Raw genomic sequence first — 25,215 nt, forward strand, 5'->3', positions numbered from 1 at the left:
CAGCACCGTCGCCCGGCAGCCCGAAAAAAAACCCCACTCCATGTCGCTACCGACGCCGTACTGTGTCCGCATGGATGTGGAACTGCTGGTTGCGGCGTCGGCCGAGTTCGAGCGCGTGGTGCAGGAGCTGCCTGACGAAAGCTGGCACCTCCCGACACCATGCGAGGTGGACGTGCACGAGCTTGTCGAGCACGTCGTGGGCGGCAACCGGTTCGCCGTAGCGGCCCTGTCGGGGGTGAGCGCGGCGGAGGCTTGGGAGATCACCCGTGCCCAGGGATTCGGGCCGGAGCTCAAGGTGGTGCAGGAGTCGGCGGCCGCGCAGCTGGCGGCGTTCGAGGCCGCGGCTGAGGACCAGGTTGTCCATCACCCCAACGGAGACATTCCGGCGGAAGCGTTTCTGCGCTACCGGCTGGTCGATCTCGTCGTGCACGCGTGGGACCTGTTGTGGACCGCGCGGCTGGACGAGACAGTGGACGCCCGACTCACCGAGGCGGTCTGGCGAGTTATCGAACCAAAGCTGCCCGAGATGCTTGCCTTCGGCTCGTACGGCGACGGCCCGAGCGGCAAGGTCCCCTCCGACGCCCCCGCCCAGCTGAAGCTACTCGACGCCTTCGGCCGCCGACCCGTCTAACGGCCGCCACGTCTGGCGCGGCGCGTGGCCCGACCGACGCAACCAGTGGTCGGTATAGAGGATCCGCGAAGGCGTGATCACCGTGAGCGGATCGGTCGGCGCCTCATCCAGCGCCCGCCCGCGTTCGGCGTACTCGGACTGCCACCGAAACGCCTCCCAGTACGCACCCGCATCATCCGGCGCCAACGTCCGCGCGGTCCCGAACAGCTGAGCGCCTCGGCTCGACGCCAGGCCGACATACGGTACGACGATGCCCGCCGACACCCGTGGATCGCGGCGCAGGTTGCGCGACTTCACCGAGCTGTCCCACGAGGTGTAGAAGATCTCGAAGCCGAGGCTGTAGTACCGCACCGGTGTGGCCGACGGGGAACCATCCCGGTTCACCGTGGCCACAACCGCGAGGTTCTGCGTCGACAGCAGGTTGAGGATCCGCTCCTCCAACGACTCCCGCGGCAGCTCACCCGACGGAGTCGGGCCGTTCAGCCAGGGATTAGTGAGTGGCAACGTACTCCTTCAGATGCTTTCCGGTCAGTGTCTTGGCAGCCTTCACCAGCGCCGCCGGGGTGCCCTCGAAGACGACCTTACCGCCGTCATGACCAGCCCCAGGACCCAGATCGATGATCCAGTCCGCATGCGCCATCACGGCCTGGTGATGCTCGATCACGATCACCGACTTCCCCGAGTCGACCAGCCGGTCGAGCAGCCCGAGCAGGTTGTCGACGTCGGCCAGGTGCAGCCCGGTCGTCGGCTCGTCGAGGATGTAGACCTCGCCCTTGTCGGCCATCTGCGTGGCCAGCTTCAGCCGCTGCCGCTCACCACCGGACAGCGTCGTCAGCGGCTGCCCCAGCTTCAGATACCCCAGCCCGACATCCGCCAGCCGATCCAGGATCTTGTGCGCGGCCGGCACCTTGGCCGCACCCTCGGCGAAGAGCACGACGGCCTCGGCCACCGACATCCCCAGCACCTCGGAGATGTTCCGCCCGCCGAGCGTGTACTCGAGCACGGCCGCCTGGAACCGCTTCCCGCCGCACTCCTCACACGTCGCCTCGAAGGTCGCCATCACCCCGAGGTCGGTGTAGATCACGCCGGCCCCGTTGCACGCCGGGCAGGCGCCCTCGGAGTTCGCGCTGAACAGCGCCGGCTTGACGCCGTTCTCCTTCGCGAACGCCTTCCGGATCGGCTCGAGCATCCCCGTGTACGTCGCCGGGTTGCTCCGCCGGGAGCCCTTGATCGCGCTCTGGTCGACCGTCACCACACCCTCGCGATCCGCGATCGACCCATGGATCAGCGAGCTCTTCCCCGACCCGGCCACTCCGGTCACCACCGCGAGCACCCCGAGCGGTACGTCGACGTCGACCTTCTGCAGGTTGTTCGCGTCCGCGCCCCGAACCTCCAGTACGCCGTTCGCCGTCCGCAGCTCGCTCTTGAGCTTGGCGCGGTCGTCGAGGTGTCGCCCGGTCAACGTGTCGCTGGCGCGCAGTTTGTCGACCGTGCCCTCGAACACCACCTCGCCGCCCTCGCTACCGGCGCGCGGGCCGAGATCGATGACGTGGTCGGCGATCGCGATCATCTCCGGCTTGTGCTCGACCACCAGCACGGTGTTGCCCTTGTTGCGCAGCTGCAGGAGCAGCTCGTTCATCCGCTGGATGTCGTGCGGGTGCAGGCCGATCGACGGCTCGTCAAAGACATAGGTGACATCGGTCAGCGACGACCCGAGGTGCCTGATCATCTTGGTCCGCTGCGCCTCACCACCGGACAACGTGCCGGCCGGCCGGTCCAGCGACAGGTATCCGAGACCGATCGACACGAACGAGTCGAGCGTGTCCCCCAACGCGTTCAGCAGCGGAGCCACCGACGGCGCCTTCAGCTTGCGGATCCAGTCGGCCAGGTCGCTGATCTGCATGGAGCACAGGTCGGCGATGTTCTTGCCGCTGATCTTCGATCCCAGCGCCTCCTGGCTGAGCCGCGTACCACCGCAGTCCGGGCAGGTCGTGAACGTCACCGCCCGCTCCACGAACGCGCGGATGTGCGGCTGCATCGCCTCGACGTCCTTGCTCAGGAACGACTTCTGGATCTGCGGGATGATCCCGCTGTAGGTGAGGTTGATGCCCTCGACCTTGATCTTGGTCGGCTCCCGGTGCAGCAGGTCGTGCAGTTCCTTCTTGGTGAACTTCCTGATCGGCTTGTCCGGGTTGAAGTAGCCGGAGCCACGGAAGATCCGCCCGTACCAGCCCTCCATGCTGTAGCCCGGGATGGTCAGCGCGCCCTCGTTCAGGGACTTGCTGTCGTCGTACAGGGCGGTCAGGTCGAAGTCGGTGACCGCGCCCATCCCCTCACACCGCGCGCACATGCCGCCGGCGTACACGGCCTCGCGGACGACCTGCTTCACCCCGGCGCCCTTGTCGGCGACCATCGAGCCGGTCGCGACCCGCCGCGGCACGTTGAACGAGTACGCCGTCGGCGGCCCCGCGGGCGGTTTCGCGATCCGGCTGAACAGGATCCGGAGCATCGCGTTCGCGTCGGTCGCCGTACCGACCGTGGAGCGCGGGTTCGCGCCCATCCGCTCCTGGTCGACGATGATCGCGGTGGTCAGCCCGTCCAGTACGTCGACGTCCGGGCGGGACTGGTTGGCCATGAACCCTTGCAGGAACGCGCTGTACGTCTCGTTGATCAGGCGCTGCGACTCCGCGGCGATCGTGCTGAAGACCAGCGAGCTCTTGCCCGAGCCCGACACCCCGGTGAACACCGTCAGCCGGCGCTTCGGGATCTCGACGCTGATGTCCTTCAGGTTGTTCTCGCGGGCGCCGACGACCCGGATCAGATCGTGGCTGTCGGCAACATGCTCGGTCATTCGCGGTTCTCCAGGTCAGTGCCGTCTCAGGCGGGGGCGTGTGTCGGGGTCAGGCCTGCTGATTGATGCGGATGTGGTTGCCCGCCGGGTCACGGAACGCGGCATCGCGCACGCCGTACGGCTGGTCGGTCGGCTCCTGGATCACTTCGGCGCCACCGGCAACCATCTTCTCGAAGACCTCGTCCAGGTTCGGGCTCGACAGCACCAGCGTCGCGTAGGTGCCCTTGGCCATCATCTCGGTGATGGTCCTGCGCTCGTCCTCGGTGATGCCCGGGTCCGCGAACGGCGGGGTCAGCACGACCGCGGTGTCCGGCTGACCGGCCGGCCCCACGGTGATCCACCGCATCGTGCCGCCGCCGACGTCCATCCGCACCTCGAACCCGAGCAGGTCCCGGAAGAAGGCCACGGAGGCGTCCGGATCGGTGTGCGGAAGGAAGCTGCTCTGAATCTTGATGTCTGCTGTGCTCATGACCATCACAGTAGGTGGGTCGCGGCCTGATCTGCTTCTTGATTCCTGATCGGTCTGGTCACGCGTTTGGCGACACACGACGGCAACCCGGCCGCGGCCTGGCTCACCTCCCGCTTGTACACACTCGGCGACATCCCCACCAGCTCGGTGAACCGCGTACTGAACGTGCCGAGCGACGAACCGCCCACCGCGAAGCACACGTCGGTCACGCTCATCTCCCCGTGCCGCAGCAGGGCCATCGCCCGCTCCACCCGCCGCGTCATCAAGTAGCTGTACGGCGACTCCCCGTAGGCCCGCTTGAACTCGCGGCTCAGGTGCCCCGAGGACATGCCCGCACCCCGAGCCAGGGCGTCGACATCGAGCGGCTGCGCGTACTCCCGGTCGATCCGGTCCCGCACCCGCCGCAACCGGACCAGATCCTCCAGCCGCTGCTCCTCAGCACTTTTCCCCGCCATACCCAAGATCCTTACACGGACGTGAGCAGACCGTCGAGAGCGGTATCGCGACAGGTGGTCGGTCGTGGTCGCTGGGGTCTTCGGCCGGTGGGGTAGGCGGTGGCTGGTCGCCGCTGCGGCCCTGCGGAATTTCGGCGGATATCCGTTCAGGTTGACCGTTCTCTGCTCATATTTTGAGGGGAGAACCAGCAACTTGCGGGGAGATCCCCTCGTTTCTTGCATCGCAACCGGAGCCCGGGAGCTCAAGCGGCGGGTACGCGGTCACCGAGCTCGCCATCCCCCTCAGCCCAAGACCTGGCCGGCCACCCGCCTCTGTAAATCGGCCGCAGCGGCGAGCAACCACCGCCCACGACACCGGCCGCGCCTGGCTCAGGTTTCCAGGGGGCCGCGGAACTCGAAGATTCTGTTGGCCTCGGCGGTCAGTACTTCGGCCTCGCTGGCCGAGTCGTAGTCCCAGCATGATTCGAGTTGGCATCTCGAGGGCTGGTCGGCGTCGCCGAAGTGGAGCTTGTCGGCGGACCTGAGGAAGTCGTGTACGTGGGCGGGCGTGCAGGGGTACTTCAGCTTGCCCGGTTGGTTCGCGGCCAGGCCCTCGGCGAGGCGCAGGCGGGCGGTCGCGGCGTAGCCCAGGCGCTCGCGTGCGGTGATGAGGCGGTCGTCCCCACCGATGCTCAAGGAGACCGGCGCCTCGGCCGAGAGTGCGGTCAACGCGCTGACACCGCCGCCGAGCTCCGCGCCGTACAGGGCCCAGAGCGCCGCCCGCGAACACCCGATGGCCTGGGTCATGACGATGCCGCCGGAACCCCGACCAGCCGAGTAGAGCTTCGCCTGCGTCATCAGAATCTGGCCGTAGGCGATCCGGGGCGCGGGGTCGTCCAGGTCGGTGTGGATGATCCGGAACAACGCGCCCGCCGCTTTCGAGGCCTGCCGCATGAAGCGCGTGAAGAGGACCGGGCGCCGCGTACTCAGGCCGGTGGTGGGCGTCGCGATGATGTCGGAGTACGTCGCCCAGACCTTCTCGGTCAGCGCACTGGCCTTGTCTCGAGCCCTGACATCCATTCCAGCAGCCTAGGAATCCACACCCGCTCACACCGCCAGCTGTCCGGAACCTGCCGCCCCTACAGATTTGCGAGGATGGAGGAATGGGCGACGAGAGCGGCTATCCACAGCGGATGCACACCGCAGTTGATGCGTTGGACGCGCGAAAGCTGGCCGAGTTCTATCGGCAGCTCCTCGGCTTGCGGTACCGGCCAGGCGACGAACCACCCACCGACGGTACGCCGGACGAAGCGGACTGGCTGGTGCTGGTTGACGACGACGGTCGCCGGCAGCTCGCCGTTCAGGAGGTGCAGGTCCTGGCGCGGCCGACCTGGCCGTCGCCTGAGGTGCCGATGCAGATGCACATGGACTTCGCCGTACCGACGGTCGAGGAACTGCACCTGCATCGGCGGCGGGCAGAGGAGCTCGGAGCTCAGGTTCTGCTGGACCGGACCGGGGCAGAGTCCGAACCTCTGTATGTCCTGGCCGACCCGGCCGGGCATCCGTTCTGTCTACTGGTGGGGGTGCCGTGAGCAAGACAATCGACCTGCCGCTGCGCCTCACGGCGTTCACCTGCACGGTGGATTCGCGCGGGCGGATCCTGATGGTCCGGCATGAACGACTGGGCGTGGTCCGCTGGGAGGTCCCCGGCGGCCACGTCGAACCCGGGGAAACGGCCGCCGAGGCGGCAGCTCGCGAGACCGCCGAGGAGACAGGCGTGCTGGTCACACCGGGCCGGATCGTCGCCGACTGCCGGCACCGCTGGCGCGGCCGCAGGGTCGACATCCTGTACTACGAGGCGACGCCGCAGTCAGCTGTCGAGTTGCGCACGACCGAGGCGCGGATCAGCGAGGTCGCCTGGATGGACCCGGCCGACATGACCGCCGAAGACACGTCGCCCCTCGGCTGGCCGGTCGTCCAACATGTTGCTGCACGCAACGAAGCCGTCCTGCACCTGACCGCGTCACACCACCGTACGGCGGCCGGCTGGGAACCCCTGATCACCGAGAGCCGCCTGTGCGTTGAATGGACTCGGGCGTTGAATAGGCTCGGGCGTTGAGTAGGGTCGAGCCATGTTTCGTGAGGCTGAGGCCACGGACTTTGCCGGCGTGATGCGGCTCTACGAGCAACTGCATCCCAACGACCCGATCGTCCCGCAGGACCGCGCAGCGGCGACGTACGACGAGATCCTGCGCACCCCGGGCATGCACCTGTTCGTCCTCGAGGACGAAGGCGCGGTGATCGCTTCCACCTACCTCAACCTGATGCCGAACCTCAGTCGCGGAGCCGCGCCGTACGGGGTAGTCGAGAACGTGATCGTCGACTCGGCACGCCGTGGGACCGGGATCGGCAAGGCGATCATGGCCGGCACCCTCCAGGCAGCCTGGGACGCCGGTTGCTACAAGGTGATGCTCCTGACCGGGTCGAAACGCGAGTCGACCCACGCGTACTACCGGGCCTGCGGCTTCGACATGGGTGAGAAGACAGGGTTCGTCGCGCATCCGCCGTCCTGACAGGATCGTGCAAATGATGGCGAGCAATGGTCTACGGAAACCCCTGTCCCACAATGTTCACTGGAGAGGTAACCAACCATGACGTTGTAGGAGATAGGCGCGATCATGCAAATTGCTGTCATCACCGGCGGAAGCTCCGGAATCGGCCAGGCCACGGCCGTCGAGGTCGCGAAGCGCGGCATCGGCGTCATCCTCACCTACCACGGCAGCGCCGAGCGCGGGCTGGAGACGGCCCAGCAGATCGAGGAAGACGGCGGTACGGCGGTCGCCCTGCGGCTCGACGTGAGCAGCCAGGGAGCGCTCTCCGGTTTCCGGGACGCGGTCTCGGAGGCGCTGCGGGAGCGCTGGGGGCGGGACACGTTCGACTTCCTGGTGAACAACGCCGGGGTCGGGCAGCAGCCGGTGCCGTTCGAGGAGACCACCGAAGAACTGTTCGACCAGATGATCGGCGTCCACTTCAAAGGCCCGTACTTCCTCACCCAGACCCTGCTGCCCTTGATCGCCGACGGCGGGGCCGTGGTGTTCACGACCAGCACGTCGGGCCTGCTGAGCTCGCGGCCCTCGAACGGCTACTCGGTGTACGGCAGCGTGAAGGGCGCCCAGGTCGTCCTCACCCGCTACCTCGCCAAGGAGCTGAGCGCCCGCAGCATCCGGGTGAACGCCGTCGCTCCCGGCGTCACCCGGACCCGCCTCGGCGGCGACGCGTTCGCGCAGTACCCGGAGTTGATTCCGCCGATCGCCGACAACACCGCACTCGGTCGTATCGGCGAATCCGAAGACGTCGCAGCCGTGATCACGTTCCTCCTCTCCCCCGAGGCTCGCTGGGTGACCGCCCAGACCCTCGAGGCCTCAGGCGGCTACGACCTCTGAACCAGCCAGGCTCCCCCCTTGCTCGGCGGCCGTCTGCCCACCACAACGTCCGAAGATCCGGAGACCAGGCGTGCAGGTTCGTCGGACGTTAGCCGTGAGCGGTGGTTAACGTCCGACGATGCGGAGACCAGGCCGGCGCGTCTTTCGGACGTTGTGGGTACGGCGGTTTGTCGCTGGGCTAGGCGAGCTGTAGTCGTCGGATCGGGGTTGTTGTGGGGTTGGGGAGTTCTACCGGTCGTTTTCGGGAGGTAATGCTCCCCAGTGCCGCCGGAGGGCAGGAGAGTCTCGTTAGCGGCCTTCGATTGTGCAGATGCAGGCGCGGTTGCCCTGGGCGTCGGAGAGCACGGTGAAGGACGGATCCGAGTCGTCGGTGACCGTGCCGCCAGCGGCGACGGCGGCTTTGATCCGGGCGGGAGCCAGCGCGATCGGCATCCAGAGGTCGAAGTGGAAGCGCTGCCGCGGTGCCTCGTGGGCCGAGGTCTTCTGGAACCACAGACTCGGCGCACGGCCGGTGGGATCGACGACCTCGGGATGGTCGTAGTTGGCCGCGTCCCCAGTGAGCAACGCCGCCCAGAACGGGCCGATCTCCGCCGCATCGGCGGTGTCGAGGCCCAGCTCAGCCTCGAAGTTGCCTTCCTGGTCAGCTTGCAGACCACGCGCTGCGGCCAACGCACTGATCTCGCGAGCGAGGTCGATGTCGAGTTGCGTGACGGAGGACCAAATTCGGTCGGGCCGACCCTCCTGCCGATACACCGAGCCTGGAGTGAGCAGCCTGAGGTCGACGAACGTCGCCGTCATCCGAACCTCAGGATCGTGACCGGCCGAGATCTCCGCCACCTCCTGCGCGAACGCGACTGCCTCCGCGAACGACCCGACCAGGAACCGCGCGTGCAGCGCCGTGCCGAGTTTGCTCCAGTCGGTCAGCCCGGCGTCCTGGATCGCCTGCACCGTCAATACGTCCATGCGAGGAGGCTAGACGCAGGCTCCGACAGTTTCGAGTGATATAAGACCAGCACCGCCAATCGCAAGGAACGGAGCAGCATGTACCGACGGCTCGTGCTCAAGTTGTCCGGCCAGGCAATCGCCGGAGGTGACGAGTTCGGGTTCGCCAGCGACCGGCTCACCCACCTGGCCACCGAGGTGATCGCGCTGCGCGCCACCGGTGTCCAGGTCGCGGTGATCGTCGGCGGCGGGAACGTGTTCCGCGGCAACCGCGCCGAGGACTGGGGCATCGACCGGGTCGAGGCCGACAACATCGGCATGCTCGGCACCGTCATCAACGCGGTCCTGCTGCGCGGCCGGCTCGCCGCGCTCGGTGCGCACGGGGTCCGGCTGATGACAGCGGTCCCGATCAACAACATCGCCGAGCCGTACATCCGGATGCGGGCGCTGCGGCACCTGGAGAAGGGCTCGATCGTGGTCCTTGCCGGAGGCAACGGTCAGCCGTTCACCACGACCGACTACCCGGCCGTGCAGCGCGCCGTCGAGCTCGAGGCCGACGCCCTGCTGGTCGCCAAGAACGGCGCCGACGGCGTGTACGACGCCGACCCGAACAAGCACGCCGACGCGACCCGCTTCGACCACCTCAGCTACGAAGAGGTCATCGATCGTGGTCTCGGCGTGATGGACCAGGCGGCATTCATCCTGGCCCGCGACCACCGTCTGCCGCTGCACGTCTTCGACATCGACCGCCCGGCGGCGGCCGCATCGATCAGCAGCGGCAAACACATCGGCACCCTGATCAGCTGAGCAGTTCGGCCGCGATCCGCCGTACATGGGGGTCGAACCAGTCGCCGCCAGCCGCATGCTCGGCGTGCAATGCAGCTAGCGACCAGAGGATGCGATAACGAGAGAGTGTTCTCTGCAGGCTCTCAGTCGGCGTCAGGCCGTAGGCGCCGAGCACGATCGACGGGTCGGCAGTGATCGTGAGGCGGGCGAGGTCGTAGAGCGGATCCCCGTAGCAGGCGTCGCCCCAGTCGAGGATCGCGGTCAGTTTGCCGTCGACGGCGTACAGGTGCCGAGTGTGTACGTCGCCGTGCAGCAACGCCGGCCGAACGTCGGCGACCTCCGCGATGAACGGCGGCATGGTCGCGCGGAGGCGGTCGGCCAGCTCGTCCGGGATAACGCTCTCGAGCTTTTCCAACTCGTCGATCAGCGGAGTCAGCGTTCCGGCCCAGTCGGCCTCGGCGTTGTGGAGTCCGTGCAGGCGGCGGAGCGCTTGCACCGCCTGGACCAGGACATCGGGATCGTCCGACGGCGTGCCCGCGACCTCGGCCAGGATCAGGTACGGCGGAGTGCCGAGGCTGGTCGTAAGAATCTCCGGGACGGCTACGCCGACCGTGGCGGCCTGCTCGATCGCGTGTGACTCGGCGGCGATCGTGGCGCCGGTCTTCAGATAGGCGACCGTGCCGTCGACGGCACGGAGGCGGAACGTCTGGTTGCCGACGAATCCCTGCACGGGCTCGACGGATTCGATCGGTCCGAGGACGGCGGCGGCGTACTCGCTGGCTTCAGCTGTCTGCATAGGGCTCCTTTAGCCGGGGGCTAAAACGTTTGGACGGACTTCACTGTCATTGATCTACTCGAGGTGTTCGGAACCCTAGTCAAGGAGTACATCGTGCGAACTCGCTTCATGTCTGTCGTGGAAGGAATGGACATCTGCTCTGAGGACATGAGGCCGCGTGAAAGTACTGAATCTAGGGATCCTGGCGCATGTCGACGCCGGTAAGACCAGTCTGACCGAGCGGCTGCTGTACGCCGCCGGAGTCATCGACGAGGTCGGTAGCGTCGACAACGGTAGTACCCAGACCGACTCACTCGCGCTGGAACGGCAGCGCGGGATCACGATCAAGTCGGCGGTCGTGTCGTTCACGATCGGCGACGTCGACCCGGTGACGGTCAATCTGATCGACACTCCCGGCCACCCGGACTTCATCGCCGAGGTCGAGCGGGCGCTGAGCGTGCTCGACGGCGCGGTGCTCGTGGTGTCCGCCGTCGAAGGCGTGCAGGCGCAGACGCGGGTGCTGATGCGGACCCTGCAGCGGTTGCGGATCCCGACGCTGATCTTCGTCAACAAGATCGACCGCCGAGGCGCGCAGTACGACGGCGTGCTGAAAGCGATCACCGACAAGCTCTCGCCGGCCGTCGTACCGATGGGAACGGTCGCCGGCCTCGGCACGCGCACTGCAACCTTCACCACCGCCGACCCGTACGGCGCTCTGATCGAGGTCCTCACCGAGAACGACGACGACCTGCTCAGAACCTTCGTGGAGAACGAGAAAGCGCTCTCTCGTGATCTTCTCCGGAGCGCGCTCGCCCGGCAGACCGCAGACGCCCTGGTGCATCCCGTCTACTTCGGCTCCGCGATCACCGGGACCGGCACGGACGCCCTGATCGACGGCATCCGCGAGCTGCTGCCGTACGCGAGAACGGACGGGAGAGCGCTCCACGGCGCGATCTTCAAGGTCGAGCGCGGCGCAGCCGGCGAGAAGATCGCTTACGTCCGGATGTTCTCCGGAGCCCTGCGGATTCGGGATCGCATCCAGTACGGCGACCGCGAGGCGAAGGTCACCGGACTGCGCGTGTTCGCGAACGGCACGGCCGTGCTCACGGATGAGGTCGTGGCCGGACAGATCGCGCAGGCCTGGGGACTGCCCGACGTACAGATCGGTGATCGCGTCTTCAACGGCACCGAGGTTCCCGCCAAGTCATCGACCAACGGCTTCTTCGCTCCCCCGACGCTCGAGACCGTCGTGACGCCGACCCGGCAAAGCGATCAGGGAAAGCTGCGGGAAGCGCTCTCGCAACTGGCCGAACAGGATCCGCTGATCAACGTCCGCCAGGACGACCTGCGCCAGGAGATCGCGGTCTCCCTGTACGGCGAGGTGCAGAAGGAGGTCATCCAGACCACGCTCGCGGCCGAGTTCGGCATCGATGTCGGCTTCCGGGAGACCACGACGATCTGCATAGAGCGGTTGCGCGGCACCGGAGCGGCGTACGAGCTCAACAAGAAGGACGGCAACCCGTTCCTGGCCACGATCGGCCTGCGGATCGAGCCGGCGCCGGTCGACGAGGGCGTCGCGTTCGAGCTGGAGGTCGAGCTCGGCTCGATGCCGTACGCGTTCATGAAGGCGATCGAGGAGACCGTCCGGGAAACGCTCTCGCAAGGGCTGCACGGTTGGGCGATCCCGGATGCCCGAGTGTTCCTGACGCATTCCGGATACTCACCACGGCAGAGCCACTCCCACGCTGTCTTCGACAAGAGCATGTCGAGCACTGCCGGCGACTTCCGCAACCTCACTCCCCTGGTCCTGATGACCGCGCTCCAACAAGCCGCCACGACGGTCCACGAGCCGATGCACCAATTCCAGCTAGAAGTCCCGACCGAGTCCGTCAGCGCAGTCCTCGCCGCGCTCGCCCGCCTCCGCGCGATCCCCCAAGCACCCGCTCTCGCCGCAACGATCTCCGTCCTCGAAGGCACCATCCCCGCAGCCGCCATCTATCAACTCGAACAGCAACTCCCCAGCCTCACCCGCGGCGAAGGCGTCCTCGAATCCGCCTTCTCCCACTACCACCCCGTCCACGGCACCCCGCCCGACCGTCCGCGCACCGATCACAACCCCCTCAGCCGCCCCGACTACCTCCTCCACGTCCAGCGCCGCCTGTAGATTCAGGACCCGAGAGAAAGGTGACCGATGGTCGACGGATTCATCGCGGGGCTGCCCAAGGCCGAGCTGCATGTCCATCTGGAAGGCACGCTCGAGCCGGAGATGCTGTTCATGCTTGCCGCGCGCAACGAGATCGAGCTGCCCTGGTCGGATCTCGACGAGTTGCGAGCGGCGTACCGCTTCACCGGGCTCGAACACTTCCTGCCGCTGCTGTTCAAGGGCGCCTCGGCGCTGCGCCGGAGTCAGGACTTCTACGACCTCACCCACGCCTACCTGACCCGCGCGGCCGCCGACGGTGTGCGTCGGACCGAGATGTCGCTCGGCGTCCAGTCGTTCCTCGACTCCGGCATACCGATCGGCGACCAGATCGACAGCGCCCTCGCCGCGATCGCCGACGCCCGCCGCGATCTCCGCATCGACGGCGCGCTGATGGTCACCAGCCAGCGACACCGCTCACAAGCCGCCGCCCTCGAAGTACTGGATCTGATCGCGCCATGGAGCGACCAGATCATCGGCATCGGTCTCGGCGCGGCTGAGCGCGGCAACCCGCCGGGAAAGTTCGCCGAGTACTACGAGACTGCGCGCGCCCGCGGTTATCGGACCACGATCCACGCCGGCGAGGACGGACCGGCCGACTACGTCCGCGAAGCCCTGGACGTCTGCCGCCCCAACCGCATCGATCACGGCGTCGCCGCGGCGACCGACCCGGCTCTGATGACCCGCCTCCGCGACGAAGGGATACCGCTCACCGTCTGCCCGCTGTCGAATGTGGCCCTGCAAGTCGTGCCATCCATGGCCGAGCACCCGTTGCGGATGCTGCACGAGGCAGGCGTCGTGGTCACCGTGAACTCCGACGACCCGCCCTACTTCGGCGGCTACATCAACGACAACTACGAAGCGATCCACGAACACCTCGGCCTCGACCAGGCAACGCTCGCCGAGCTCGCCCGAGCCAGCTTCCGAGCGTCCTTCGACGACCCGGCGCGCATCGCCGAACACCTCGCCGCCATCGACGAGTACGTCGCTCAGTCCGAGAAGTAGGCCTCCACGGCGTCGGCGGCTCGAACCGGGCCGCCGGCTGCCTCGAGGTGCGTGTACATGTCGGCAAGGGCCGCACGGATAGCGGGATCGGCCGCGATCTCGTCGACCGTCGATCGGAGTGACTCAGGCGCCAGGTCAGCGAGCTGCCGACCCAGGTTGAGCTCCGCGACCCGACCGGCGTTCGCCTGCTGTTCCGCAGTCTGCGGGAAAGTAGCCATCGGCACCCGATTGAGCAGCGACTCCATCACCGAGTTCATGCCCGCATGCGTGAGGAAGGCGCTGGCGTGCGCGAGCACCTCGGGCTGCGGGAAGTACGGCCGGACGTCGAAGTTCGGCGGGAGCTCACCGAGCTCGGCGAGGTCGACCTGGTCGCCGATGGCCATCGCCACCTGCCACTGCGTACCGGCGAAGGCCTTGGTGCAGGCTGCGAAGAAGTCGGGCCGATGGTTGACCGCCGTACCGAGGGAGATGAACAACAGCGGCGCCCCATCCGACGGCGGCTCCCAGCCGGAGGTCGGCACCCGGGCGCCGATCGCAGGACCGACGAAGTGGAACCTCTCGTCGAACGTCTCCCCCGCGATCTGGAACTCGCGCGGGATGAACACCAGGTTGAGCGGCGCGACCGCACCCGCCGCCGCGACCTTGTCCACCGGTACGTCGAAGTCCGCCGCGAACGCCGCCCGCTCAGCCAGGAACTCCTGGAACGCCGGATGCGACGGATCGAAGTCCGCCGGCACGAACATCGCGCTGGTGTCGTAGTGCTCGTTCGTCGCGAGGTTCGCCACCGTGGTCGCCGCCCGCAGGCCGAGCCGGTCCGCGACCATCGAGCCGGTGAAGGTCAGCATGTCGTAGCAGAACAGATCCGGCCGGTCGTCGCGCAACGCCTGCTCGATGATCGCCATCACCGGGCGCGAGGCGCGCACGGATCCGGTCAGCATCGCGCTGAGATCAGCCGTCGTCTGTCCGCCCGGAGACACCTTCCACTGCTTAGGAACCCAGCCGAGATCGATCAGCGTGGCCCCGGCCGCCTCGACGGCACTCCGGTACGTCGGTCCGGTCGCGTAGCTGACGCGGTGACCGCGCCGGACAAGCTCGGCGACCAGCGGCAGAGTCGGATTGATGTGGCCCGCGGCGGGGATGGTGAGGAACGCGATGTGTTTACCCATAACCCATCCATCATCTCGATCCGGCGGCAGGCTACGCGACCGGATTTGCCCCTACGGGCAGATAGATGCCGTGGACAACGTTCGCGCCGAGCTCCTCGTCGACTGTGAGGTCGGCGGTCAGGCCGTATTCGGTGAACACGGCCTGAGCCACCGGTGCCTGATGGTCGCTGACCTCGACGAACAGATGCCCACCCGGCGCGAGCCAGTCGGTGGCACCCGCCGCGACTCGCCGGAGCGTGCTCAACCCGTCCGGTCCGCCGTCGAGCGTCACCCGCGGCTCGTACAGCCGGGCCTCTGGTGGGAGCAGGCGGATCTCGTCGGTCGGTACGTAGGGCACGTTCGCCAGCAGTACGTCGATCCGCCCGCGGATCTGGGCGGGCAGCGCGTCGTACAGATCTCCTTGAGAGAGCGCTCCCTGCCACGGCGCGAGGTTGCGCTCGGCACACCGCACGGCGGCCGGCTCGATGTCCGCGGCGTACAGCGACACCTCTCGCTCGGAAGCGACGGCCGCTCCGAGCGCCCCCGCGCCGCAGCACAGGTCGACGACAACGGCACCCGGCGCGGTCACCCGCAGCGCCTCCGCGACCAAGAACTCGGTCCGCCGACGTGGGATGAACACGCCAGGATCGACCGCGATCCGCAGCCCGCGGAACCACGCCCAGCCGACCACGTACTCCAGCGGTACGCCGGAGACCCGGCGTACCGTCATCGCCTCGAGCTCGGTGGCGTCGCGCGCGGTCTCGGTGATCAGCGCGGCCTCGTCCTCGGCGAACACACATCCGGCCGCGCGTAGGCGGCTGACGAGGTCGGCGGACGAAGTGGGAACAGACACTCCGTCGGAGACTACCGGAACGCGTTCTCTCCGGTCAGCTCCGCCGAGATCGTCCACAACCGCGCCGCCGAGGCCGGGTCAACGGCATACGGACGGACACCCGGGCTGTCGTCGGTGGAGAGTTCCGCGATCTCGCAGTCCTCGCAGAACAGTCCGCCGAGCCCTTCGAGCTTCGGCGAGGTCGCCGCCCAGACCTGCGTCGCGGCGCCCTGCTCGGGTGACTTGAAGCCCGGGTTCAGCGGGTTGCCCTCGGCATCGATCCAGCCGAACCCGACCATCTCCTCGCGTTCCAGGTGCCGCTGCAGCGGGGTCAGGATGCCGCCCGGGTGCAGCGCGAACGTGCGCACGCCGGAATCCTTGCCGAGGGCATCGAGCTGCACCGCGAAGAGCGCGTTCGCGGTCTTCGCCTGGCCGTAGGCCGCCCACTTCTCGTAGCCCTGCTCGAACTGCAGGTCGTCCCAGCGGATGTCCGAACGCCGGTGCCCGCTCGACGACACCGACACCACCCGCGCGCCGCCGTCAGCGACGATCGCCGGCCAGAGCCGGTTCACGAGCGTGAAGTGGCCGAGGTGGTTGGTCGCGAACTGCGCCTCCCAGCCGGGCCCGACCCGGGTCTCCGGCGCGGCCATGATCGCCGCGTTGTCGATCATCAGATCGATACTGCGACCCGACGCGAGGAACCGGTCCGCGAAGGCCCGAACACTGTCCAGATCGCCGAGATCCAGCTCGTCGATCTCTACACCGGAGATTCCAGAGAGAGCCTCCTTGGCTGCGTCCGGTCGGCGAGCCGGGACCACTACGTGCGCGCCGGCCTTCGCCAGGGCGCGGGTGGTCTCGAGGCCGAGGCCGGAGTATCCCCCGGTGACGACCGCGAGCTTGCCGGTCAGATCGATGCCGTCGAGAACCTCGTCCGCGGTGCTGTCGTGCCCGAATCCCGAGCCGATCGCGTGCTGTCCAGTCATGCTGCGAGCCTACGAGCTAGAGCGCGCTCGAAGTCAAGCTTGCCGTCAGCCGTTGCAGTGCCGGATTCGGATTGTCCGGACTCCAGCAGGCGTGCAGCGTCACCGAGTGCGCGTCCGCCGCATCCAGCTCACGGTAGCTGACACCTTCCACGCGCATCGCCATGATCGATCGCGGGATCAGCGCGCACCCCAACCCGGCCCGCACCAACGCCAGCATCGTCGGTACCTGCGAGGCCAGTTGGCTGACGGCGTACCGGTCCATGCCGATCATCGCCGCACAGATGTCATGCAGGTACTGCGAGCCCTCCGGGCTGTACCCGATGTACTCCTCGGTGACATCGGCCAGCGTCACCGTCGAATCGCCGACCGCCAGCGGATGCGAAGCCGGTACGGCGAGCACCAGGTCCTCGGAGTGGACGAGTACCGAGGTGAACTGAGCCGGGATCGGCGGCCGCACGAGGCCGATGTCGATCTTCAGATCTGCCAGAGCCTCGAACTGATCCGGACTGACCAGCTCAGTCAGCTCCGCCGTCACAGCCGGCGCGTGCTTGGCGACCGTGGTCAGGAAGTCAGCCAGTACGGCGTACGCGCCGATCGCAGTGAATGCGATGCGCAGTGTGCCGGTGTGACCGTCCGCGGCCCGGCGCGCGGCCTCGGGAGCGACCTCGAGGAGCGCGAGGACCCGGCGGGCGTGATCCAGGAACGCATCGCCGGCCGCGGTGAGCCGGACTCCGCGCCCGGTTCGATCGAAGAGCCGGACATCGAGAGAGCGCTCCAGGCCCTGGATCTGCCGGGTGAGCGGGGGCTGGGTGAGGTTCAGGCGCTGGGCGGCGCGACCGTAGTGCATTTCCTCGGCCACTGCGACAAACCCACGGAGCTGCTGGAGCGAGAGATCCATACCGGCACGGTATCGGTTCATGCGAAATCGGGCTTGGACCTGCATAACGGAAAGCGCCTACCGTCGTCGTACCGACGAACTTTGAGGGAGTGCCTCCTGTGCTGAGACTTGCTGCGCTGATGTCACCCGCGCGGGCCGCCGATGTGGTGGACGCGGCGACGCGGCGCCTGCTCGACGAGCGGTTCGAGGTGGTTTGGGCCACCGAGCAGCACCTGGCCGGTCCGGACGACGCGGCCAAGCCGGCCGCACTCGACCCGGCCGCCGTACCGGACCTCGTAGCCGGAGCGGACGTCGTACTGACCAGCTGGGGTACGCCGTCGCTCAGCAAGGAACTGTGGTCCGACGGGACCGGACCGAAGGTGGTCGCGCACGCAGCCGGAACCGTCAAGAACCTCATCGACCCGGCGATCTTGGATCAGGGCGTCACCGTGTTCTCGGCGGGACCGCGGATCGCATGGTCGGTCGGCGAGTACTGTCTCGCGGCGATGCTGACGCTGGCTCGGCGGCTCCCCCGATTCGACGGCGCGATCCGGACCGGCGGCTGGAAGCAGACCGGCTTCCGCGGACACGAACTGGCCGGCGCCAAGGTCGGCATCGTCGGGGCGAGCAGCACCGCCCGCGCGCTGATCACCCTGCTCAAGCCCTTCGGCTGCGACATCGTCGTCTACGACCCCTACCTGAATGCCGAGCGCGCTGCCCAGCTCGGCGTGCGCACGGCCGAACTCGGAGAGACCGTAGAGAGCGCTTTCTTGACGATCCACGTCCCGAACGTGCCGGAGACCAAGGGCATGATCACCCGCGAGCTGATCAGCCGGATCCCGGACGGCTCAGTCGTGGTCAACTCCTCGCGCGGACCCGCGATCGACCAGAACGCTCTCCTCGACCACGTCCTCGACGGCCGCCTGTACGCGGCACTGGACGTCTACGACCCCGAGCCACCGAGCTTCACAGAGAGCGTTCTCCAGGCCCGGAACCTGTTGCTCAGCCCGCACATCGCAGGCGACACCGCCGAAGGCCACCTCGCCCTGGCGGGCTACGTGCTCAAGGACGCGCTCAACTGGCTTGACCACGGCACGCGAGGCCCAAGCTTCGTCGACCCGGCCACCTGGTCGATCGCGGCGTAAGGGGAAACGCGATGAGCAACCAACAGCCGAGTCCGGCTCGGATCGGGTCCGGGGCGCGCATCCGGTCGGTCGAGGTCTTCCCCGTCGCCGTTCCCTTCGCGCGGAAGTTCGTGCTGGGTAGTGGCGCGGTCGGGGCGCCGGGAGCCAAGCCGGATCAGTCGACCGCGGTGATCTTCGTGAAGCTGACCACCGAGGACGGCGTGGTCGGCTGGGGAGAGCAGAGAGCGCTCCCCAGCTGGAGCTACGAGACCGCAGAGACCATGGCGGTGATCATCCGCCGCCATCTCACGCCGATCCTGCTCGACCTCACCCCTTTCGACGTCGAGCTCTTCCACCAACGCGCGGCCAAGCGGCTGAGCCCCGCGGTCTCCAACGGCTTCCCCTTCGCCCGGGCCGCCATCGACGTGGCCATGCATGACGCGGCCGGCAAACTCGCGGGCATCCCAGTACACGCTCTCCTCGGCGGCAAGCTCCACGACGAGATCCCCCTCTGCTCCGCGATCGGCGTCGGCGACCAGGACACGGTTCGCGACCATGCCATCCAGTCCTCCGACTACGCGGCGTACAAGGTGAAGATCGGCGGCGACCTGGACGCCGACGCGGCAGCGATCCGGACCGTGGCCGAGGTCGCCGGCGGCAAACCGCTCTGGCTGGACGCCAACCAGTCCTACCGCCCGAGCGCCCTCAAACAACTCCTCGACCGCACCCGCGACATCCGCACCATCCACTGCGTCGAGCAACCGGTCCCCAGCACCGACACCCTCGCCATGCAGCGCCTGCGAACCATGATCGATCTCCCGGTCGCGATCGACGAAGGCAGCTTCTCCGCCCAGGACCTGGCCCGCGCGATCCGGCTGGAGGCGGCCGACCTCGTCGTGATCAAGGTCTGCAAGTCCGGCGGCCTGCGCAATGCCCTCAAGACCGCTCAGACAGCGCTCTCCGGCGGTCTCGAGATCCTCGCCAGCGGGCTCACCGACTGCGGGATCGCGTTCGCTGCCGCGCTGCACGTCTTCAGCCAGCTCGAGCTCGCGCTCCCCGCGGAACTCAACGGGCCGGAGCTGCTCTCCGACCTGTATGTCGAAGGACTCACGATCACCGACTGGGGCGGTGGGGCGGGGAAGGTATTCAAAGGAGTCGTCGCAACGGTCCCGACCGCCCCAGGCCTGGGCATACAGGTCGACGAAGAGCGCATCCGCGCCGAGTCCATCGACCTCGCCTTCAACTGAAGAACCGCAAAATCGAGAGGAGAGCCATGCCGGCCAAGCTGTCCCGCCGCAGCTTTCTCGAACTCACCGGACTGGCCGGCCTGGGGGCGGCCGTCACCGGATGCTCAACCGGTCCGCCCAGCGGCGCCGCGACCTGGGCGATGTGGTCGAGCAGCGCCGCGGAGAAGAAGGTCTGGGAAGACTTCAGCCAGTACGTCGAGCAGCAGCTCGGCGTGAAGTCGGTCCCGACTCTGACACCGTCGAGCGGCTACCCGACCAAACTCGACCTGCAACTCGTCAGCGGCACCGCGAGCCTGGTCACCGCGATCAACGGCACCCTGATCCCGACGTACGCGGCCCGTGGAGCGCACCGACCGCTCGACGACCTGATCAAGGCGGATCCGGACTTCGACCTCGACGACTTCTACCCGACCAGCCAACGGATCTCGAGCTTCAACGGCAAGACCTACGCGATCGGCTTCGACGTCGCCCCGACCGTCCTCTACTACAACAAGACCCTGCTGCAGAAACAGGGAATCGCTCTCCCGTCCCGGACCGAGCCGATGCCCTGGGCAACGTTCCGGGACCTGGCGAAGGAGCTGACCGGCAAGGACCAGTACGGCTTCACCTGCGCGCCGGCGATCGACGATCTCGTCTCCTGGATCTACTGCGCCGGCGGCAACGTGATGAACGACGCCGCCGACCGGAGCACGCTCAACGCACCGGAGGCGATGCAGGCGATCCAGTTCGTGATCGACCTGTTCGTCAAGGACAAGGTCACGCCACCGATCAAGAACCTGGTCACCGAGAGCTCGCTGTCCAACTTCATCCAGGGCAACGTCGCCTTCATGCAGAACGGCCCGTGGCAGGTCGTCAACGTGCGCAAGGCGAAGTTCGACTGGGACGTGATCCCGTTCCCGGCCGGCGCTGCCGGGAGCACGCCGCGAGTCTCCGGATCCAGCTTCGGAATTCCATCGGGGGTGCGCGAAGGAGCGGAGCTCGACCTCGCGTGGAAGCTGCTCAAGACGCTCACCAGCACCGGTGCCCTGGACATCTACGCGAAGGCGGGCCGCAACAACCCGGCCCGGCTCAGCGCAGGCAGCGCGTTCCAGAAGCCACCGGACAACCTCGGCATCGTCCAGGACATCCTGGCCGGCAAGCTCGCCGGCGGGCACTCGTTCGACGTCACCACGAACTGGAACCAGGTCAAGCAACTCCTCGGCCAGGATCTCCCCCGCACGTTCCTCGGTCAGGTGAGCGTCACCGACGCGATCGCCGGCCTCACCCCACGCCTCGACATCCTGATGCGTCAGCACCAGGACACCGTCCGCCAATCCGCCGCCCGGAAGGGGTGAACGATGGCCGTCGACACCGCCTCGCCCGCGGCCCCACCGCGAACGACGACCCCGACCGGGACGAAACCGACCCCGCGCTGGCGCAACCGCGAGTCACTCACGGCCTGGCTGTTCATCCTGCCCAGCCTGATCGGCTTCCTGATCTTCACCGCCGGCCCCGTGGTCGCGGCCGGAGTCATCTCGCTCCTCGACTGGAACCTGTTCAGTCCCCCGAAGTGGGCCGGTCTGCGCAACTTCGCCCGGCTCGGGCCCGATCCGACGTTCTGGTCCGCGCTCGGCAACACGGCGTACTTCACGTTCGTCAGCGTCCCGCTGACCATCGCGGTCAGCCTCGTCCTGGCCCTGCTGCTCAACCAGGGCCTGAAACGGATCTCGGTCTTCCGATCCCTGCTCCTGTTGCCGTACGCAACGATCACGGTGGCGGTCGCGTTCGTCTGGATCTGGCTCTACATCCCGCACGACGGCCTGGTGAACGCCGTGCTCGGGTGGTTCGGGATCGACGGGCCGCAGTGGCTGATCTCGGACAACTGGGCGATGCCCGCGCTGATCCTGATGAGTGTCTGGAAGAGCTTCGGCTTCGGCATGGTCGTCTTCCTGGCCGGTCTGCAGGCGATCCCGCAGCAGCTCTACGAAGCGGCCCGCGTGGACGGTACGTCGACCTGGCAGAGCTTCCGTAACATCACCCTGCCGATGCTGTCGCCGGCGCTGTTCTTCGTGATCGTGACGTCGATCATCGGTTCGTTCCAGGTCTTCGACCAGGCGCTGATCATGACGAACGGCGGTCCGGGCACCCGCACGACCACGCTGGTCATGTACATCTACCGGACCGGCTTCGAGAACTACGACCAGGGGTACGCCGCCGCGCAGTCGCTGGTGCTCTTCGTCTTCATCGTGCTGATCACGGTGACACAGTTCCTGTTTCAGCGGAGGTTGGTGCACTATGACAACTGAGCTGCGGCGCCGGTTGGTCGTCTTCGTCTGCTTTCTCGCGACCGCCTTCACGCTGGTTCCGGTCGTGATGATGGTGCTGGTCGCGTTCCAGTCCGATGCCGAGTCGATGGCGGCCAAGCCGTCGTTCTGGCCGAGCAGCTGGCACCCGGAGAACCTGACCCGCGCCTTCGAACTCGTGCCACTCGGCAAGTATCTGCTGAACACCGTCTACTTCGCCGCCGGCACCACCCTGCTCGAGACCGTGACCGCGGCCCTGGCGGCGTACGCGTTCGCGCGGCTGAACTTCCCCGGTCGCAGCTGGCTGTTCGGCATCTACCTGGCGACCCTGATGATCCCGTCGCAGGTGACGCTGATCCCGCAGTTCGTGCTGGTGGCGAAGCTGCACGGGATCGACACCTGGCCGGGAATGATCCTGCCGCACGCGTTCACCGCGATCGGCGTGTTCCTGCTGCGTCAGTTCTTCCTCGGCATCCCGCGCGACTACGAGGAGGCCGCTCGTCTGGACGGCGCGAACCGCTGGCAAGCATTCGTCCGGGTGATCGTGCCCCTGGCCGTCCCCGCGATCGCGACACTGGCGGTCTTCAAGTTCATCGGGCAGTGGAACAACCTGCTCTGGCCGTTGGTGATCTCGAACAGCGACGCGACCCGTACGGCGTCGGTCGGGCTGCAGGTGTTCCAGGACACCAACGGTACGCAGTGGAATCTGCTCCTGATGGCCGCGACCGTCACCACCGTCCCGCTGATCGTGTTGTTCTTCCTGACACAGCGCTGGTTTGTCCGAGGTATCACCATGAGTGGGCTGGGAGGCCGCTGAAATGACCTATCTCTGGTCCGTCTTCACCAAGCCTTGGGCAGGACTGCCCGGCGCCGAACTCGGTCGGCTGATCGCCGGGCTGGGATTCGCCGGTGCCGAGATCCCGGTCCGGGACACGGCGTACGTGACGACGGCGACCGTCGAAGCGGAGCTGCCGGCGTTCACCAAGCAGCTCCGCGACGAGGGCATCGAGCCGATCAGCGTAGCCTCGGACCTGACCGAGCCGGTGTTCGCGGCCTGTGCCGAGGCCGGCGTACCGATGATCCGGATCATGGCGCCACTGGGCGACGACAGCTACGCGGCGGCGGTACGCCGGAATCGCGCGCTGCTGGAGGAGGCCGTCGTACTGGCTGAGCGGTATGGCGTCCAGGTCGGCGTCCAGCCGCATCACGGGCGGTTCATCACGTCGACACTCGGTGTCCTGCAGCTGCTGGAAGCGCTTCCTGATCGCTTCAGGCTGGTGTGGGATGCGGCTCACGACGCGCTGGCCGGGGATGATCCGGCCGTCACGATCGAGCTCGGCGCCGACCGGCTCGGCATCGTCAACCTCAAGAACGCCAAGTACGTCGAGACCGCCGACGGCTGGAAGACCCACTTCGGGCAGGCCGACGAGGGTTTGTCCGACTGGAACGCGGTTCACGCGGCGTTGGTCCGAGCGCAGTACGACGGCCCGATCTGTCTGACCGGTCAGTATTCGGACCTGTCCGTATCTGTCGAGGAACGCGTCCGAAAAGATCTTCAGACCGCTGTCACATCCTGGGTCCGGAATCCGTCGAGGGAGTGAAGACACCCCAACGGAAACCAGGAGTACCTCCCATGACCGCTCGTATGTCCAACCCGACCGCGCTCCTGCCGGATGCCATGAAGGGCATCCAGAACATCTTCAAGGCCGTCCACCAAGGCGGAGCGCCCGGTCCGGTACTGGAGCTCGTCCACCTGCGGGCCAGCCAGATCAACGGCTGCTCCGCCTGCGTGTACGGCGGGATCAAGTCGGCGCAGAAGAACGGCGAGACCGACGAACGCCTGCACCAGGTCGCCGCCTGGCGCGAATCCGACCTCTTCACCGACGCCGAACGCGCCGCCCTCGCCCTCACCGAGGAGGCAACCCGCATCGCCGACCGCCCCGAGGCAGTCTCCGACGCGACCTGGTCGGCCGCCGCCAACCACTACGACGAGCCCCAGCTGGCCGCCATCACCTTGATGATCGGCCTGACCAATATGTTCAACCGCTTCAACACCATCACCAAAGCCCCTGCCGGCCCAACCTGGTAACTCCACCACCCCCCCGACCCTCCCCAAACGAGTTCGGGGAGCTCAACAGACCACTTCGGGTAGGCAGCGCACCCCAAACCAGTTCGGGGAGTCCGGCAGGCCGATTCGGGCAGGCAGCGCACCCCAAACCAGTTCGGGGAGTCCGGCAGGCCGATTCGGGCAGGCAGCGCACCCCAAAACGGTTTGGGGAGTCCGGCACGCCGATTCGGGCAGGCAGCGCACCCCAAACCAGTTCGGGGAGTCCGGCACGCCGATTCGGGCAGGCAGCGCACCCCAAACCAGTTCGGGGAGTCCGGCACGCCGATTCGGGCAGGCAGCGCACCCCAAACCAGTTCGGGGAGCTCAACAGACCGATTCGGGCAGGCAGCGCACCCCAAACCAGTTCGGGGAGTTCGGCAGGTCGGTTCGGGGTAGGTAGGGCTCCCCAGTGCGCCTTGGTGGACGCGGGTGAGGGACCAGTTGAGCGACTGGTCTGGGAAATCGTTACTGGACAGGCCTTTGGGCCTCGGCAGGGACTTGCCGGCCTCAGCTCGGCGTTGGGACCTGAGACCGGCGAGTCACTGATTCAGCCCAGTGGTCTGGACTTGTGTGTTCAGCTGGGTGATGCCGACGCGAGGATGACCCCACCTGAGGCAGGCTGATCGCCCATCCCCCGGCCTCCCCGGACGAACACTGTCGCGCCTCGCTCCGGCGCAACCGCGCCTTCGTCGAGTCGCAGCGTGGTGGTCAGGCCGCTACTCAGCCTGAGTACCGCCACGCGTCGCGGCTTCACCGACGGGATCGACGAGTTCACCTCGTGGATGCCGGTGCAGACCGCCGGTTGGATCGAAGCCCGGCCGAGTCCTTCGTTGCCGTGACTCCTCACATCACGGCACTGATCGGCGAGCCTTGTCATCGCTGACACGCGTCCCCCTTCTTGTCGTTACTACCCCCGAGTGGCGGATGGCGCGGCGCGTGTCTCCACGCGACCGCACACTCCCCCGTCCTGTCCGCTCCCGGATACGACGCGGAAGTGATCCGTGAAGCCTTGCTGAGAGTGACGAGCTTTTCAAGGGATGAGTTCAGGAATCCCGGGTTCCGGAACCGTTGTCCAGGTTTCG

The 25,215-nt window shown here is 67.3% G+C and carries 27 protein-coding genes; 15 read left to right on the forward strand and 12 right to left on the reverse strand.

Features of this window, described 5'->3' with window-relative positions:
* The first annotated feature begins 70 nt into the window (after positions 1-70).
* Positions 71-631: a TIGR03086 family metal-binding protein gene (locus tag OG474_RS39445; protein ID WP_405058764.1), complete on the forward strand. Its 561-nt coding sequence runs from the start codon at positions 71-73 to the stop codon at positions 629-631.
* Here OG474_RS39445 and OG474_RS39450 read toward each other — a convergent pair.
* From OG474_RS39450 to OG474_RS39470, 5 genes are all read right to left on the reverse strand, one after another.
* Entirely contained in the window at positions 599-1,135 is a 537-nt protein-coding gene (locus OG474_RS39450) for a pyridoxamine 5'-phosphate oxidase family protein (RefSeq protein WP_405058765.1), read from the reverse strand. The genes OG474_RS39445 and OG474_RS39450 overlap by 33 nt on opposite strands.
* Positions 1,122-3,482 carry an ATP-binding cassette domain-containing protein gene (locus OG474_RS39455; protein WP_405058766.1) on the reverse strand — a complete coding sequence of 787 codons (2,361 nt, stop codon included), beginning with the start codon at positions 3,480-3,482 and terminating at the stop codon, positions 1,122-1,124. Before OG474_RS39455 ends, OG474_RS39450 begins: the two co-directional genes overlap by 14 nt.
* Before the next feature lie 49 nt (positions 3,483-3,531).
* Positions 3,532-3,951 carry a VOC family protein gene (locus OG474_RS39460; protein WP_405058767.1) on the reverse strand — a complete coding sequence of 140 codons (420 nt, stop codon included), beginning with the start codon at positions 3,949-3,951 and terminating at the stop codon, positions 3,532-3,534.
* A gap of 5 nt (positions 3,952-3,956) precedes the next feature.
* Complete coding sequence (locus tag OG474_RS39465; RefSeq protein WP_405058768.1) at positions 3,957-4,406, reverse strand: helix-turn-helix transcriptional regulator; 450 nt, start codon at positions 4,404-4,406, stop codon at positions 3,957-3,959.
* A 369-nt stretch (positions 4,407-4,775) separates the two neighbouring features.
* The gene (locus OG474_RS39470; protein ID WP_405058769.1) at positions 4,776-5,465 is read right to left on the reverse strand and encodes a hypothetical protein; all 690 of its coding nucleotides are present in this window, start codon (positions 5,463-5,465) and stop codon (positions 4,776-4,778) included.
* Between the two features lie 83 nt (positions 5,466-5,548).
* Here OG474_RS39470 and OG474_RS39475 point away from each other — a divergent pair, with 83 nt between their 5' ends.
* The 4 genes from OG474_RS39475 to OG474_RS39490 all read left to right on the forward strand — a co-directional run bounded on the left by OG474_RS39475 (position 5,549) and on the right by OG474_RS39490 (position 7,828).
* Positions 5,549-5,977, forward strand: coding sequence for a VOC family protein (locus tag OG474_RS39475; RefSeq protein ID WP_405058770.1), 429 nt, complete (start codon positions 5,549-5,551; stop codon positions 5,975-5,977).
* Positions 5,974-6,504 carry an NUDIX hydrolase gene (locus OG474_RS39480; protein ID WP_405058771.1) on the forward strand — a complete coding sequence of 177 codons (531 nt, stop codon included), beginning with the start codon at positions 5,974-5,976 and terminating at the stop codon, positions 6,502-6,504. The genes OG474_RS39475 and OG474_RS39480 overlap by 4 nt, the downstream gene beginning before the upstream one ends.
* A 13-nt stretch (positions 6,505-6,517) precedes the next feature.
* Positions 6,518-6,958, forward strand: a complete 441-nt coding sequence (locus OG474_RS39485) for a GNAT family N-acetyltransferase (RefSeq protein ID WP_405058772.1) — start codon at positions 6,518-6,520, stop codon at positions 6,956-6,958.
* A 105-nt stretch (positions 6,959-7,063) separates the two neighbouring features.
* Entirely contained in the window at positions 7,064-7,828 is a 765-nt protein-coding gene (locus OG474_RS39490) for an SDR family NAD(P)-dependent oxidoreductase (RefSeq protein ID WP_405058773.1), read from the forward strand.
* A 288-nt stretch (positions 7,829-8,116) separates the two neighbouring features.
* Here the strand turns inward: OG474_RS39490 and OG474_RS39495 are convergent, their stop codons facing one another.
* Complete coding sequence (locus OG474_RS39495; protein WP_405058774.1) at positions 8,117-8,791, reverse strand: VOC family protein; 675 nt, start codon at positions 8,789-8,791, stop codon at positions 8,117-8,119.
* Between the two features lie 78 nt (positions 8,792-8,869).
* Between OG474_RS39495 and pyrH the strand changes: the two genes are divergently transcribed.
* Positions 8,870-9,577 (forward strand): UMP kinase, encoded by a 708-nt coding sequence (pyrH, locus tag OG474_RS39500; RefSeq protein ID WP_405058775.1) that lies wholly within the window; start codon positions 8,870-8,872, stop codon positions 9,575-9,577.
* On the opposite strand, the gene OG474_RS39505 is transcribed toward pyrH, so the two are convergent.
* Positions 9,570-10,352: a phosphotransferase family protein gene (locus OG474_RS39505; RefSeq protein ID WP_405058776.1), complete on the reverse strand. Its 783-nt coding sequence runs from the start codon at positions 10,350-10,352 to the stop codon at positions 9,570-9,572. The genes pyrH and OG474_RS39505 overlap by 8 nt on opposite strands.
* A 157-nt stretch (positions 10,353-10,509) precedes the next feature.
* Here OG474_RS39505 and OG474_RS39510 point away from each other — a divergent pair, with 157 nt between their 5' ends.
* Positions 10,510-12,495, forward strand: coding sequence for a GTP-binding protein (locus OG474_RS39510; protein WP_405058777.1), 1,986 nt, complete (start codon positions 10,510-10,512; stop codon positions 12,493-12,495).
* Between the two features lie 27 nt (positions 12,496-12,522).
* Positions 12,523-13,536, forward strand: coding sequence for an adenosine deaminase (gene add / locus OG474_RS39515; RefSeq protein WP_405058778.1), 1,014 nt, complete (start codon positions 12,523-12,525; stop codon positions 13,534-13,536).
* Here add and OG474_RS39520 read toward each other — a convergent pair.
* Genes OG474_RS39520 through OG474_RS39535 form a run of 4 tightly spaced genes read right to left on the reverse strand, consistent with a single transcriptional unit; the run spans position 13,521 to position 17,394 of the window.
* Positions 13,521-14,702, reverse strand: coding sequence for a macrolide family glycosyltransferase (locus OG474_RS39520; protein WP_405058779.1), 1,182 nt, complete (start codon positions 14,700-14,702; stop codon positions 13,521-13,523). The genes add and OG474_RS39520 overlap by 16 nt on opposite strands.
* Positions 14,703-14,733: 31 nt before the next feature.
* Entirely contained in the window at positions 14,734-15,534 is an 801-nt protein-coding gene (locus OG474_RS39525; RefSeq protein ID WP_405058780.1) for a putative protein N(5)-glutamine methyltransferase, read from the reverse strand.
* An 11-nt stretch (positions 15,535-15,545) separates the two neighbouring features.
* Positions 15,546-16,496, reverse strand: coding sequence for an SDR family NAD(P)-dependent oxidoreductase (locus tag OG474_RS39530; RefSeq protein WP_405058781.1), 951 nt, complete (start codon positions 16,494-16,496; stop codon positions 15,546-15,548).
* Between the two features lie 16 nt (positions 16,497-16,512).
* Complete coding sequence (locus OG474_RS39535) at positions 16,513-17,394, reverse strand: LysR substrate-binding domain-containing protein (protein WP_405058782.1); 882 nt, start codon at positions 17,392-17,394, stop codon at positions 16,513-16,515.
* Between the two features lie 98 nt (positions 17,395-17,492).
* Here OG474_RS39535 and OG474_RS39540 point away from each other — a divergent pair, with 98 nt between their 5' ends.
* The 7 genes from OG474_RS39540 to OG474_RS39570 are packed head-to-tail and all read left to right on the forward strand — an operon-like array spanning position 17,493 to position 24,115.
* Positions 17,493-18,518, forward strand: coding sequence for a hydroxyacid dehydrogenase (locus OG474_RS39540; protein WP_405058783.1), 1,026 nt, complete (start codon positions 17,493-17,495; stop codon positions 18,516-18,518).
* Between the two features lie 11 nt (positions 18,519-18,529).
* Positions 18,530-19,744, forward strand: a complete 1,215-nt coding sequence (locus OG474_RS39545) for a mandelate racemase/muconate lactonizing enzyme family protein (RefSeq protein ID WP_405058784.1) — start codon at positions 18,530-18,532, stop codon at positions 19,742-19,744.
* 26 nt (positions 19,745-19,770) lie between these two features.
* Positions 19,771-21,078, forward strand: coding sequence for an ABC transporter substrate-binding protein (locus tag OG474_RS39550; RefSeq protein ID WP_405058785.1), 1,308 nt, complete (start codon positions 19,771-19,773; stop codon positions 21,076-21,078).
* Positions 21,079-21,081: 3 nt separating this feature from the next.
* Positions 21,082-22,029, forward strand: coding sequence for a carbohydrate ABC transporter permease (locus OG474_RS39555; RefSeq protein ID WP_405058786.1), 948 nt, complete (start codon positions 21,082-21,084; stop codon positions 22,027-22,029).
* Positions 22,019-22,843 (forward strand): carbohydrate ABC transporter permease, encoded by an 825-nt coding sequence (locus tag OG474_RS39560; protein WP_405058788.1) that lies wholly within the window; start codon positions 22,019-22,021, stop codon positions 22,841-22,843. Before OG474_RS39555 ends, OG474_RS39560 begins: the two co-directional genes overlap by 11 nt.
* 1 nt (position 22,844) lies before the next feature.
* A complete protein-coding gene (locus tag OG474_RS39565) occupies positions 22,845-23,627 on the forward strand; it encodes a sugar phosphate isomerase/epimerase family protein (protein WP_405058789.1) in 783 nt (260 codons plus the stop codon).
* Between the two features lie 32 nt (positions 23,628-23,659).
* Positions 23,660-24,115, forward strand: coding sequence for a carboxymuconolactone decarboxylase family protein (locus tag OG474_RS39570; RefSeq protein WP_405058790.1), 456 nt, complete (start codon positions 23,660-23,662; stop codon positions 24,113-24,115).
* 592 nt (positions 24,116-24,707) lie between these two features.
* Here the strand turns inward: OG474_RS39570 and OG474_RS39575 are convergent.
* On the reverse strand, positions 24,708-25,019 hold the full coding sequence (locus tag OG474_RS39575) for a hypothetical protein (RefSeq protein ID WP_405058791.1): 312 nt from the start codon (positions 25,017-25,019) through the stop codon (positions 24,708-24,710).
* Positions 25,020-25,215 lie beyond the last annotated feature (196 nt).

It is taken from the genome of Kribbella sp. NBC_01505, assembly GCF_045040285.1.
Lineage (GTDB): Bacteria > Actinomycetota > Actinomycetes > Propionibacteriales > Kribbellaceae > Kribbella.